Source organism: Bordetella sp. H567, from assembly GCF_001704295.1.
In the GTDB taxonomy this organism is placed as follows: domain Bacteria; phylum Pseudomonadota; class Gammaproteobacteria; order Burkholderiales; family Burkholderiaceae_B; genus Bordetella_C.
Genome location: NZ_CP012334.1, coordinates 4794611 through 4806838 on the forward strand (window position 1 = coordinate 4794611; position 12228 = coordinate 4806838).

Genomic DNA, 12228 nt, shown 5'->3' on the forward strand with positions numbered 1-12228 from the left:
GGACTCACCACGCGATCGGTTCCAGCAGGCCCCACGGCAGCGGCACGTGCAGGATGCTGTAGAACATGAAGTGGATGATCAGCGCGGTCGCCAGCGCGACGATCAGCGCGGTGCGCCAACGCACACCGAACAGGCGGAACAGCACGATAAGCAACAGGAAAGCGCAGGGCAGGAAACCCAGCCAATCGCCAACTTCGAAATAGAAGACCAGCGAGGCCGGGACCATCAGGAAACGCAGCACCGATATCGGCTCGCGCAGCCACGCCGGCCATGCGGCCTTGGGCGCGCCCGCCGCGCGCGCACGCAGACCTTGCATCACGAGCAGGACGGCACAGATGAACAGGCCCACGGAGATGAGCGTGGGAAACAGGCTGGCACCGAACTGCTGGCCGGGGATGACGGGGAAGGTGCGCGCGGCTGCGAACACGATCGCCGCGAAGACTCCCAGCACCACGCCGATGTGGATATCGTTGAATTTCATGGCGGCTCGCGGACGGAAGCATGGGCCGGGCCGGCTGGCCGGCCCGGGCACGGAGACGGAGACGGAGACGGATGCGCAGCAGATCAGTTGGGCGCGGGACGCGACATGCCGATGGCCGAGATGACCTCGCCGAAATCGTCCATGGATTTCTTCATGAAAGCGCCATATTCCGCGCCGCTTGCATAGCCGACGCCAAAGCCGCGCTGCTTCATGAAGTCGCGGAATTCCTGTCCGTGATTGACGCGGTCCAGGGCTTGTTCCATCCGCTTGACCACCTCGTCAGGCAAGCCCTTGGGGCCGGCGATGCCGCGCCAGACGCCGATCTTCCAGTCCAGATTGACCGCCTCCTTCAGCGTGGGAACGTCGGGGTACAAGGGTTCGCGGTGGTCCGCCATCACGGCCAGCGGCCGCGCCTTGCCGGCATCGATCATCGAGCGAGCCTCGGGCAGCGAGGTGGGCACGATGTCGATCCCACCGGCCGCCAGCTCCAGCATGGCGGGCGCAGCCCCGTTGGACGGCACGAAGGGCACGGCATTGGGGTCCAGCCCCGCGGTCTTGAGCAGACCCGCCATGGCGATGTGCCAGATGCCGCCCTGCCCCGTACCGGAAGCCTTGAGTTTGCCGGGATGCGCCTTGATCGCATCCATCAACTCGCCCATGGTCTTGTAGGGCGAGGTCGCGCTGACGGACACCGCTGCGGGGTCGACGTTCATCAGCGCGAGGGGCGTGTAGTCCGCCGGCGTGAGGTTGGTCAGGCCCTGGTGCTTCATCATCGCGATCTCGACCGTCAGCATGCCCAGCGTGTAGCCATCAGGCTTGGCCTTGGCGATCGCCGAGTGCCCGACCACGCCGTTGCCGCCCGTGCGGTTGACCACGTTGACCGGCTGGCCCAGTTCCTTCTCCAGCAGCGAGGCGATGATGCGGGCCGTGGCATCGGTGCCGCCGCCCGCCCCCCACGCGACGATGAGGGTAATGGGGCGTTCCGGCCAGGCGGCATGGGCGGTGCCCAGGACCATGCTGGTGCACAGCGCCAGCGCCGCGCCAAGCAAACGGTGTCTCTTCATTGTCTCCTCCCTTTCTTTTCTGTTTTTACTGGGGGATATCCTAAGCCAGTTGCGCAACACGGATCAATTGGAAGTTGCCGTGGCGTCTCAGGGATTTCCCGCCATCCGCGGCATCATGAAGGATGGACGCAATCGGCGTGGCGGCCATCGCGCGCAAAGGCCGCGGAGTCGGGCCGCGACCGCGCCAAGGGCGGGAGCAGGTAAGATCGGGAAACGGCGAAGCGGCATGCTCGCGCGCCTTCCTTTTCTTTTTCTATCTCCTGGGTGGCTTTTGAAATTCGAAGCGGTGTTATTCGACTGCGATGGCGTGCTGGTGGACAGCGAGCGCATTTCCGCGGGCGTCTTGCGCGACATGCTGCAGGAACTGGGGCTGCCCATGTCCCACGACGACGTGCTGCGCCGGTTCGTCGGAAAGACGATGAAGGACGAGTTGCCGTGGATCAGCCAGGCGTCGGGACGCGCCATCGGCATGGAGTGGCTGGCGGAATTCTGGCGCCGCCGCAACGATGCGCTGCGCAGCCAGGTACAGGCCATTCCAAACGTTATCGATACGGTGAAGCTCCTTCACCAGCGTTTGAATGGCCGCATCGCCTGCGCATCCGGCGCCGATCGCGAGAAGCTGGAATTACAGCTGAACAAGACGGGCCTGATGCCCTACTTCCGGGGTCGGGCCTTCAGCGGCTACGAGATGGCGCATTCGAAGCCGAGTCCCGACGTATACCTGGCGGCGGCCGCGGCGCTGGAGACGGATCCCGCCGCATGTATCGTTATCGAGGACAGCGTAACGGGCGTGACCGCGGGCGTGGCCGCCGGCGCAACCGTCCTGGGCTACAGCCCCGGCGGCCCGTCGCACAGTCCGCCCGACGCCTTGCTCGCCAGCGGCGCCATTGCGGTATTCGCGGATATGGCGCGGCTTCCCGCCTTGCTCGGCTTGGATTACTGATTCCGGCTGGGTGGCTGCCGACGTCGCGCTTCCAAGGTTTGCGCCTATCCCAGCTTTCGCGAACGAGTCGTTTTTTTTCCGGCCTTATCGATATCCACCCCCGGCATGTTTGCCCGCAGCAGCGCCATCTGCTGCGGTGAAAACAGCTGGGTGCGCAGATTGACCAAGGCCTTGCCGAATTTCCCTTCGATCTGCGAGCCGAACGCGGACATCATCTCGGCCATGTAGATGTCATGCCGGATCAGGGTTTCGGCCATGCGCACGATGGCGGAATGGGTGGTGTAGGCGCCCGTCAGGGTCTCGCCCAGGTTGGCGGTCAGGGCGACACGGTAGTCGATGGCCAAGGTGAACAGATTGTCGGAACCGCCCACCCGGAAGCCATTGCCTTCGTGCAGATAGATCTGCGTATTCGCGCCGAAGCGTAGAAACTCCACGTCGTCCCCGAACACCACGAATATCAGCTTCACGCCGCGCCTGGCGGCCTTCTTCATCCTGGGCGCGTACTGCCGCAGGATGTCCGTCGAAGCCTTGATCCAGATTTGCTCCGAGGCCCCGTCGATCAGCTCATGGATTTTTTCCTGGATACGTTCCTGGCCCTCGATACTCCAGACGACATTCGGGTCTTCCGCCGAGACCAGGTTGTCCAGGCTTTGCTTCAGGCGGCCACAGGTGTCGTTGATGTCTCCCGAAATTTCTCCCAGCAGCACGGTAGGATCCACGGGCACATAGCGGGCGGGATTCTGGCTGACCGGCTGCACGGCGCGCTTCTTTGCCAAGCCCTCCAGCGCGCCGTAGGTGTTGGCCCGCGGCAAACCGCAGCGCTTGCTGATTTCATATGCGGTGGCCGGACTGGCTTGCAGAAGGCTGATATACGCGCTGGCTTCGTATTCGGAAAAGCCGAGACGCTGCAGCTCCTGGACCGGCCCAGCGCCGTTCCTGGGTTTCGCGACAGACTTCGCCGCTACGCTCTTTGCCATGTGACCCGCCCTTTTTTCGTTGATTGCCCCCGGGTAAACCCGGGCCGAAAAGTGTAATGCCGAAGCATGGGCACTGCCAGGTCAGGGGGACGTTGTCTCTCCCTTGACTGTTAGTAGTAGCTGTAGCTACTATCATCGGCAAGCAGGCGAGGAGACAACACAACACCATGAGCCACGAAACCGACATCCAGGAACTGCGGCAGCGACGCGACAAGGCCTATGCCATGGGCGGCGCGGACCGCCTTGCCAAACGGCGCGCGCAGGGCGTGCTCAACGCCCGGGAACGCCTGGACGTCCTGCTTGATCCGGACAGCTTTTTCGAGTCGGGCCTGCTGGCCACCTCGTTTCGCCCCGACGCACGCGAGAAGACGCCAGCCGACGGCAAGATCGCCGGCTTCGGCGCCATCGGTGGTCGCCCCGTGGCCGTGGTGTCCAACGACTTCACCGTCATGGGCGCGTCCAGTAGCGTGGTCAACGGCAAGAAGATCAAGCACGTGCGGCAGGTAGCCGCCGACTCGGGCATGCCGCTGGTCATGCTGGGCGAATCCGCCGGCGCGCGCATGCCCGACCGTATGGGTGCGGCAGGCCGCGCCATCCTGGGCCAGGACCCCCGCGAATACCTGCGCGACCGCCGCACGCCCTGGGTGTCCGCCTTGCTGGGCAGTTGTTATGGATCGTCCACCTGGTATGCCTGCCTGTCCGACTTCGTGGTCATGCGCAAGGGCGCGACCATGGCGGTGGCCAGCAGCCGCGTCACCGAACTGGCCATCAAGCAGACGGTGGATGCGGAGGAGCTGGGCGGCTGGAAGCTGCACACCGGTACGACAGGCATCGTGGACGTGGCGGTGGACAGCGACGAAGAAGCCTTGGAGGTCGTGAAGCGCTTCCTAAGCTACCTGCCCAGCCATAGCGGGGAGACTCCGCCCGTGGCGCCTGTGCCCGCGGGCTCGGACGAGGCCATGGCGGATATCCTCGATATCGTGCCGCACTCGCGTACCAAGACGTACGACAGCCGCGACGTCATACGCCGCCTGCTGGACCGCGACAGCATGTTCGAACTGAAGCCGCGCTTCGGCAAGTCGATGGTTACGTGCCTGGGCCGCGTTGCCGGCCAGACCGTGGGCGTACTGGCGAACAATCCCAAGTTCAAGGGCGGCGCCATCGACGTCGACGCCTGCGCCAAGGCCACCAGTTTCCTGGTGCTGTGCGATTCGTTCAACATCCCCATCATCTTCCTGGTGGACCAGCCTGGCTTCCTGATCGGCATCGACGGCGAGAAGCGCGGCGCGCCGGGCCGCATCATGAATTGGATGAATGCGCTGTCCTTGACCACGGTGCCGCGTTTCGTGGTGACCATGCGCAAGAACTACGGCCAGGCCTACCTGAACATGGGCGGTGGCCGCAATAGCGACGAGGCGGTGGCCTGGCCATGCGCCGATTTCGGGTTCATGGATCCCGGCACGGCGGTCAATGTTCTATACGGGCTGCGCCACGAAGACGCGCCGGAGGAATTCAAGCGCCGCGTCGACGAGATCAACCAGGACAACGCGCCCTGGGCCCTGGCCGGCTTGTACGAAGCCAAGGACGTGATCGATCCGCGCGACACGCGCACCTATCTGATGCGGCTGCTGGACATCTACACGCGCAGGCCCTCCAAGGGCATAGGCGCGCATCGCCTGGCCTGCTGGCCGACCAGCTATTGACCGCGTTGACCGCCCATCGGCCCGGAGCCACGCCATGCCATCGCCATCCGAGGCCGCGAGCCTCATCGAACAGGCCCGCCGCGACGGGCTGCCGTCCCTGGATGAACCGGGGGCGAAGCGGGTACTGTCCGCGTACGGGTTGCGCGTACCGCGATCGGCCGTCCTGAAACACCGCGACGACGCCGGGCCCGCACTCGAACGGCTTCACCCGCCCTTGGCGCTGAAGCTGGTATCGCCCGACGTTCTGCACAAATCCGATATGGGTGGCGTCAAGCTGGGCCTGCGGGAACGCGGCGACATCCTGGCCGGCATGGACGACATCGCGATGCGATGCGCGAATGCCGGATACCGCCTGGAAGGATTCCTGCTGGAAGAAATGGCGCCCGCGGGGCACGAGCTGGTGATAGGCGGATTTCGCGATCCTTCGTTCGGACAGGTCATCATGCTGGGACTGGGCGGCGTATTCGTGGAAATCCTGCGCGACATCGTATTCCGCATCTGCCCGATCACCGCATGGGACGCCCAGGACATGCTCGATGAACTCCAGGGCGCCGCGCTGCTGCGTGGGGCACGCGGCGGCGCCCGCGTGCCGGATGCGGTGATTACCGATGTACTGCTGGCCATCGGCGGGGAAGCCGGCCTGTTGACGCGATGCGCCGATAGCATTGCCGAACTCGACATCAACCCCTTGATCGTATCGGCGCAAGGCGCGGTCGCCGTCGATGCGCGCCTGATCCTCCGCACGGAGGGGGAAGCATCGTGATCTCCGGACCTCATCCCTCCTTCCCGTCCCACGATCATGCCGGCCTGCCCGCGGATCGCCTGCAATATGGCGACCCGTCCGACGGGTTCGATGCGCTGTTCCGCCCCGCCACCATCGCGGTGGCCGGCGTGTCGGCCAGGAACGCCGGACAAGGCAACAAGTTCATCCAGCGCCTGCGCGCGGCCGGCTACGCGGGAAAGATCTATCCGATCCATCCCACGGAACGCGAGCTCGAGGGCCTGCCCGCCTATCCCTCGCTGGCCGACACGCCGGAACCGATCGACTATGCCTTCATTGCCATTCCGGCGGATGCCGTGCCGCCTTTGCTGGCATCCGCGGCGCACCGGGTGCGCTATGCCCAGGTCATGTCCAGCGGCTTCGGCGAGGGCGGCCGCGGTGGCGGTTTGCGCGACGCATTGCTGGCGGCGGTACGCCAGGGCGGCATGCGCCTGCTCGGCCCCAATTGCATGGGCATCTACTCGCCGGCCGGGCGCGTCACCTTCACCGATGGGCAGATGGGCGGCGTCGGCACGGTCGGCGTGCTATCGCAAAGCGGCGGCCTGTCGATCGACATCGTGCGCAACGGCGAGTACCGCGGCTTGCGCTTCAGCGGCGTCGTATCGCTGGGCAACTGCCTGGATGTGGACCCCGGCGACCTGCTCCAGCACTACCTGGATGATGCCGGCACGCGCGTGATCGGCGCCTATATCGAAGAGATCCGCGACGGCCGCCGTTTTTTCGACCTGCTGCGGCGCGCCCAGGCGCGCAAGCCCGTCGTGCTGCTGAAGGGCGGGCGCACGGAACAAGGGCAGCGGGCGGCCGCCTCGCATACAGGATCGCTGGCCAGCAACGATCAAGTGTGGCGCGCATTGGCCGCGCAAACGGGCTCGATCCTGGCCGACACGATGGAAGACTTCATCGATGCGCTGGTGGCGCTGGAACATGAAGGCGAGCGCCCCGCCCCCTTCGATGGGCGTGTGCTGCTATTCGGCAATGGCGGTGGCGCCAGTGTGCTGGCCGCCGACGCGTTGGGGCGCGCGGGCGTGCAGGTGCCGCACCTGGAAGCCGGCACGATCGCCGCGTTACAGCAGATCGGCGTGCCGCCCGGAGCAGGCCTGGAAAACCCGCTGGATGTTCCCGCGAACATTCTCGAGCGCGACCACGGCGCGCTGGCGCGCCGCATCCTGGACACGGTGATCGAGGCAGAGCGGCCGGGAGCCGTTGTCGTCCACCTGAACCTGCCCGTCATCCTGGGGTACCGGCAAGGTGAATTGATGAACGAGCTGGTACACGCCGTGATCGATCTCAAAACCGCCCTGCCCGCGGGCGTCAGGCTATTCCTGGTGCTGCGTTCGCCGGGCCAACCGGACCTGGAGGCGCGGCGCAAGGCCTATGCGCACCTGGCCATGCAGGCCGGCGTACCGGTTTTTCTGGGCTTGCCGGCGGTCGCGCGGGCGTTGGCGGCCTTGCAGACGTATTGCAGGTTTCGGCAGGCGCATCCGCCTGCGGCCTTCCTGAATAGCGAGCGGCCAGTGTAAACACCGCTGTATACGGCGCCCTTGGGCCGACGAGGAGACACTAAGATGAGAAAACACATTCTTGGATTATTGGTTTGCCTGGCCGTGTTCCCGTTGCAGCGTGCCAACGCGCAAGCCGCAATCAACAAAGAAGTGCAGTTCATCGTGCCGGCCAGCGCCGGCGCGGCGCTGGATTTGGTGGCGCGCAAGTTGCAGGAACTGCTGCTCGCCAAGAAGCTGGTCAACGACATGATCGTGCTGAACAAGCCCGGCGCGTCCAGCCAGGTGGCGCTGAACGTGCTGGACCAGCATCCCGGCGATCCGCATTACCTGATGACCCTGGCCACGTCCATCGTCAACAACAACTACCTGGGCAACATAAAGGCCTCGTACAAGGACTACACACCCATCGCGATGCTTCTGGACGGCTATGTGGGGGTCCTGGTCCGCGCGGACTCCCCGTTCAAGACGGCGCAGGAGCTGGTGGCCCACCTGAAGAAAAACCCGGGCGACCTGAACATCGCGATCGCCGCGACCCTGGGCAACGACGTGCACGTCGGCGTGGCCAAGCCCCTGATGCGCGCCGGCGTCGATATCTCGCGCCTGACCTTCGTACCGTTCAAGTCTTCGGGCGAGTCCATTACCAATCTGATCGGCGGCAACGTCGACGTCGTGGGCGCGACCACGCCCACCATCATCCCGGCACTGCAGACCGGCAAGGTGCGTTTATTGGTCATCGGCTCGCCCGAGCGCCTGCACGGTGTGCTGCGCGATACGCCCACCTGGAAAGAACTGGGCATCGATGTGGTCACGTCATCGCCGCAGGGGGTATTGGCGCCGAAGGGCCTTACGCCCGCCCAGATCAAGTTCTGGGAATCGGCCCTGAGGCAGGTGTCGGAGACCAAGGACTGGCGCGACTTCCTGGAAAGGAATCAATGGGCGCCGCACTTCCTGGATGCCCAGGAAACGGCGGCGATGCTGGGCGCCGAAACGCAAAGCGTCCAGGAAGTGCTGGGCAAGCTGAAGGTGCGTAAGCCACAGGCCGGCAACTAGCCGGCCACCGCCGCAAGACTATCCGCGCGATAGGCAGGGAAGTCGGTGTAACCCACCTCGCCGCGCCGGGTGTAGTAAGTCGATCGGTCTGCTTCGGCCAAGGGCCAGCCGTGCGCGAGGCGCTCGGCAAGGTCCGGGTTGGCGATATACGGCCGGCCAAAGGCGATCAGGTCCACCAACCCCGTGTCCAGGGCGGCCTGCGCGCCCTCACGGCTGGTGAAGCCGCCACACCAGATGATGGATCCAGGAAACGCCGCGCGAACCTTGGCAAGCACGGCATGGTCTATGTGGTGCTCCTTGAACTCCGCACTCTCCATATTGGCCGAGGGCATGAGCTGGTAGACGAGGTGCATGTACGCGACGCCGCGCCGGCCGAGTTGCTCGGCGAGGTAGAGCAGTGTCTGCTCCGCCTGGGGATCCGCCGGTAAGGAGTTGAATGTCCCGAAGGGGGACAGGCGTACGCCCACCCGCCCCGGACCCAGCTCGCGCACCGCGGCATCAACGACTTCCAGCAGGAAGCGCGTACGATCTTCCATCCGGGCGCCTCCGTAGCGATCGGTCCGCGTGTTGAGTACCGAGTTCATGAACTGTTCGAACAGATAGCCGTTGGCCGCGTGGATTTCCACGCCATCGAAGCCGGCCTGCCGGGCGTGGGCGAAAGCCAGCGAAAATGTGCCAACCAGGGCAGAGACCTCATCGGTTTCGAGGCGCCTGGGCTTGCCCGCGCGTATGTAGCCCAACTTGCCATCGGCATCATGCGCGAACACGTCGGAATGCTCCGCCCTTTGTTCGGTGACGCCCCACGGTGCCTCGCCGTTCGGCATGAGGGACGAATGCGCCATCCTGCCGACATGCCAAATCTGCAGGAATATCGTGCCCTTGTTGCGGTGGACTTCATCGGTCACCAAACGCCAGCCCTGCCGCTGGACGTCGGCATAAATCCCAGGCGTCAGCGCGTAGCCTTTGCTGGACGGGGAAACGTCGGTCGCCTCCGCCACGATCAGGCCGGCGCTCGCCCGCTGTCCATAGTAGGTGGCCATCAGCGCGTTGGGTATATCGCCTTCGGAATTCCGCGTGCGGGTCATGGGGGCCATGACGATGCGGTTTTTCAGCGGCACAGTGCCGTCCAGGATGTGGGGCTCGAAGAGGTTTAACATGTATCTTCCTTCGGTCTATGACGATCGAAAGATACTTTTCCGGAATCCTCCACATCTACACACCGTTTGGTCAGTGGTGCCAAATGAAGATCATCAACAGATTGCCGGGCTTGCCGGTCGAACGCGCGCTGGCGGTCCTTTCCGGGCGCTGGAAGGCCGTTATCCTTTATGTGCTGCTGGACGGCGCGCAGCGTACCTGCGAGCTGGAGAGTCGCATCGCCGGCGTCTCGCAGAAGGTGCTGATCGACCAGCTTCGCGCGCTGGAGGAACACGGCTTGGTGAGCCGGCAGCCGCATCCCGGCGAACGCCAAGGCGTGGAATATGTGCTCACCCCGCTGGGCGAAAGCCTGCGGCCGATCCTGCAGTCCTTGATCGAATGGGGCGCCCATCACGCGAACGAACTTGGCGAGCGCGATCGGCTTCTGCCTTGCGAGGCTGTCGTTCGGGATCGAATCACCTGACTTGCCGCGGCAAGTGCCCGGTATCGGACATGGCCGGTAAGCTTGCGCACCAAGTATGGCGGGCCTAATAACTGAACACGATGCGGGCCACGCGCTTCGCCTGATACGCCGGGAGTTGCACGGCCGCCTTGTAGAGCTCGATGCTGCCCAGGCATTTTTCCCGGGCGGTCAATCCTTCATTCCTGAGATACCTCGCCATCATGTCCAGCTTGGACATTGGCACGAGCTTCAGGACATCGTTATACGCAGCGGCGATCTCTTCGGGCGTGAAGTGCGGCACGGGCGTATTGCGCAATGTCGCCACCAGCGCAACTGAGTGGATCCGGCCCCAGGTCGCCATTCCTTCTATCCCGGCTACCTTGTAAATGACTGCGATCACGCGGCCGTCCAGGTCATCGGGATACCTGCGGCCCGAAACAATGGTCTCGCACAGGGGCGTGTCGGCCTGGAAGACACGCAGTAAGAGCTTTTCGCGTTCGAACCGGTCATCCTCGGAAATCCTGGGTATGCCTTGCCGGATAAGCGGCCCCATCGCGGACATCACATTGGCCTTGCCGACGGATTCAGACCAACGCTGGAATTCCGGCACCTTTTCCACCCAGGCCCATCCCCGGACGTAGGCATTGAAGCTTTCTTCGGAGGGCCATCCGGCCGCCAGCGCGCTGGCGGACGCCGGCGAGTGTGCCTCATCTGCGTTTACGCGCTGACTAACGCCAAGGGCGCCAGTCAGCGCGAACAGCGCTACGCCGTAGGCTTTTTTCCAGGTCGCGATATTCAGCATGTTTCCTTAGCCGGCCGCCACGGCGCCCTCTGCGATAGTCCCTTTTTTCCGTCCTTTCCCTTGGCCAATCCCGTATGCCGGCCATGTAACTAATTATAACGGAGAAGCGGCATACCGGCGGGTTCGAAATGCTATCCACGAGGTAGCCCATACGATCGAGAACGCCAGAAGCCGTTGGCCGGCTGATCGGACTTGTCGTCCCATCGCATTCGCCGCCCGGGCACGCGTAGATCGCCCTCCACTATGCGCACATCGACGCCCCGCATTTCGATGGATCGTGCTTCGCTGGAGAATTGGCTTCCCATCGCCTTTGGCGCTGGCTATAGTCCCACGCACTTATAAAACCAACGGAGGAGAAAAGCATGAAGACGATATTGCGTGTAGTGGCTGCCGCCTGGCTGATGACGGCTTGCTGGACAGCCGGCGCGGCTGAATATCCCGAACGGCCGATCCGCATGATCGCGCCCTTCGCGCCGGGAGGCGGTTCGGATGTGGTCGCGCGCCTGGTCGCGCAGAAACTTACGCCTATCCTCGGACAATCCGTCGTGGTCGAGAACCGGCCAGGTGCATCCGGCATCATCGGCGCCGACCATGTGGCCAAGGCAGCGCCCGACGGCTATACGATCCTCATGACCAATAGCGCCTTGACGAGCAATCCCTGGCTCTACAAGTCCCTGCCTTACGACACCGAGAAGGACTTCGTTCCGGTCATCGAGCTGGCGAGTGCACCGACTTTGCTGGCGGCGTATCCGGGCGTGCCTTTCAATACCGTGCCGCAACTGGTTGCCTACGCCAAGCAACATCCCAAGCATGTGACGGTGGGTACACCGGGCGCTGGACAGATGTCGCACCTTGCCGCCGAAATGCTGAGCCAGACCAGCAATACCGAGTTGACGATGGTCCACTACAAGGGCACCGCCAATTCGCTGGCCGACCTGATCAGCGGCAACATCATGATGTCGTTCGGCACGGTGCCGGGCTTCGTCAACCAGATCAAGGCAGGCAAGCTCAAGCCGATCGCGGTGGCCAGCACCAAGCGGATTTCCGCCTTGCCGCAGGTGCCGACCGTGGCCGAAACCTATCCGGGCTTTGAAATGACCGTGTGGTTCGGCGTGTTCGTTCCCGCAGGCACCCCTCAAGCCGTGGTCGACAAACTGAACGCCGGCATGTCGCAGGTGCTGGCCGATCCGGCGGTGCATGCGCGCTTCGACGATGAAGGCCTGGTGCCCGGCGGCGGCTCGCCCGCGCAGTTCGACGCCTTGTTCCACAAGGACCTGAAAGACTGGGGGGTATTCATCAAGGCACGCGACATACACGTCGGCAGCTGA

12 protein-coding genes are annotated in these 12228 nt (G+C 64.2%); 7 read left to right on the plus strand and 5 right to left on the minus strand.

Annotated features, from left to right (window positions below; translation table 11 throughout):
- Positions 1–4: 4 nt before the first annotated feature.
- On the minus strand, positions 5–481 hold the full coding sequence (locus AKI39_RS21500; RefSeq protein ID WP_066640796.1) for a tripartite tricarboxylate transporter TctB family protein: 477 nt from the start codon (positions 479–481) through the stop codon (positions 5–7).
- Between the two features lie 83 nt (positions 482–564).
- Positions 565–1545, minus strand: a complete 981-nt coding sequence (locus AKI39_RS21505; protein WP_066640798.1) for a tripartite tricarboxylate transporter substrate binding protein — start codon at positions 1543–1545, stop codon at positions 565–567.
- Here AKI39_RS21505 and AKI39_RS21510 point away from each other — a divergent pair.
- Complete coding sequence (locus tag AKI39_RS21510; RefSeq protein ID WP_338012408.1) at positions 1496–2488, plus strand: HAD family hydrolase; 993 nt, start codon at positions 1496–1498, stop codon at positions 2486–2488. The two genes, AKI39_RS21505 and AKI39_RS21510, sit on opposite strands and share 50 nt — an antisense overlap.
- A 44-nt stretch (positions 2489–2532) precedes the next feature.
- Here AKI39_RS21510 and AKI39_RS21515 read toward each other — a convergent pair whose 3' ends face one another.
- Complete coding sequence (locus tag AKI39_RS21515; RefSeq protein WP_066640802.1) at positions 2533–3465, minus strand: TrmB family transcriptional regulator; 933 nt, start codon at positions 3463–3465, stop codon at positions 2533–2535.
- Positions 3466–3632: 167 nt separating this feature from the next.
- Between AKI39_RS21515 and AKI39_RS21520 the strand changes: the two genes are divergently transcribed.
- The 4 genes from AKI39_RS21520 to AKI39_RS21535 are packed head-to-tail and all read left to right on the plus strand — an operon-like array spanning position 3633 to position 8501.
- Positions 3633–5168, plus strand: coding sequence for an acyl-CoA carboxylase subunit beta (locus AKI39_RS21520; protein ID WP_066640804.1), 1536 nt, complete (start codon positions 3633–3635; stop codon positions 5166–5168).
- A gap of 34 nt (positions 5169–5202) precedes the next feature.
- The gene (locus AKI39_RS21525; protein WP_066640807.1) at positions 5203–5931 is read left to right on the plus strand and encodes an acetate--CoA ligase family protein; all 729 of its coding nucleotides are present in this window, start codon (positions 5203–5205) and stop codon (positions 5929–5931) included.
- Complete coding sequence (locus AKI39_RS21530) at positions 5928–7469, plus strand: CoA-binding protein (protein ID WP_083228977.1); 1542 nt, start codon at positions 5928–5930, stop codon at positions 7467–7469. The genes AKI39_RS21525 and AKI39_RS21530 overlap by 4 nt, the downstream gene beginning before the upstream one ends.
- Positions 7470–7514: 45 nt before the next feature.
- Positions 7515–8501 carry a Bug family tripartite tricarboxylate transporter substrate binding protein gene (locus AKI39_RS21535; protein ID WP_083228978.1) on the plus strand — a complete coding sequence of 329 codons (987 nt, stop codon included), beginning with the start codon at positions 7515–7517 and terminating at the stop codon, positions 8499–8501.
- Here AKI39_RS21535 and AKI39_RS21540 read toward each other — a convergent pair.
- A complete protein-coding gene (locus AKI39_RS21540) occupies positions 8498–9619 on the minus strand; it encodes an alkene reductase (protein WP_235610696.1) in 1122 nt (373 codons plus the stop codon). The two genes, AKI39_RS21535 and AKI39_RS21540, sit on opposite strands and share 4 nt — an antisense overlap.
- A gap of 56 nt (positions 9620–9675) precedes the next feature.
- On the opposite strand from AKI39_RS21540, the gene AKI39_RS21545 reads away from it, so the two are divergent.
- On the plus strand, positions 9676–10119 hold the full coding sequence (locus tag AKI39_RS21545) for a winged helix-turn-helix transcriptional regulator (protein ID WP_235610697.1): 444 nt from the start codon (positions 9676–9678) through the stop codon (positions 10117–10119).
- Positions 10120–10183: 64 nt separating this feature from the next.
- On the opposite strand, the gene AKI39_RS21550 is transcribed toward AKI39_RS21545, so the two are convergent.
- Positions 10184–10900: a hypothetical protein gene (locus AKI39_RS21550; RefSeq protein ID WP_066640814.1), complete on the minus strand. Its 717-nt coding sequence runs from the start codon at positions 10898–10900 to the stop codon at positions 10184–10186.
- A gap of 362 nt (positions 10901–11262) precedes the next feature.
- On the opposite strand from AKI39_RS21550, the gene AKI39_RS21555 reads away from it, so the two are divergent.
- Positions 11263–12228: a Bug family tripartite tricarboxylate transporter substrate binding protein gene (locus AKI39_RS21555; RefSeq protein WP_066640816.1), complete on the plus strand. Its 966-nt coding sequence runs from the start codon at positions 11263–11265 to the stop codon at positions 12226–12228.

Excerpts from the sequence above, each read along its gene's own strand:
- AKI39_RS21500 (WP_066640796.1), bottom strand. The coding sequence starts at position 481 with ATGAAATTCAACGATATCCACATCGGCGTGGTGCTGGGAGTCTTCGCG.
- AKI39_RS21510 (WP_338012408.1), top strand. The coding sequence starts at position 1,496 with ATGCTGGTGCACAGCGCCAGCGCCGCGCCAAGCAAACGGTGTCTCTTC.
- AKI39_RS21505 (WP_066640798.1), bottom strand. The coding sequence starts at position 1,545 with ATGAAGAGACACCGTTTGCTTGGCGCGGCGCTGGCGCTGTGCACCAGC.
- AKI39_RS21515 (WP_066640802.1), bottom strand. The coding sequence starts at position 3,465 with ATGGCAAAGAGCGTAGCGGCGAAGTCTGTCGCGAAACCCAGGAACGGC.
- AKI39_RS21520 (WP_066640804.1), top strand. The coding sequence starts at position 3,633 with ATGAGCCACGAAACCGACATCCAGGAACTGCGGCAGCGACGCGACAAG.
- AKI39_RS21525 (WP_066640807.1), top strand. The coding sequence starts at position 5,203 with ATGCCATCGCCATCCGAGGCCGCGAGCCTCATCGAACAGGCCCGCCGC.
- AKI39_RS21535 (WP_083228978.1), top strand. The coding sequence starts at position 7,515 with ATGAGAAAACACATTCTTGGATTATTGGTTTGCCTGGCCGTGTTCCCG.
- AKI39_RS21545 (WP_235610697.1), top strand. The coding sequence starts at position 9,676 with ATGACGATCGAAAGATACTTTTCCGGAATCCTCCACATCTACACACCG.
- AKI39_RS21550 (WP_066640814.1), bottom strand. The coding sequence starts at position 10,900 with ATGCTGAATATCGCGACCTGGAAAAAAGCCTACGGCGTAGCGCTGTTC.
- AKI39_RS21555 (WP_066640816.1), top strand. The coding sequence starts at position 11,263 with ATGAAGACGATATTGCGTGTAGTGGCTGCCGCCTGGCTGATGACGGCT.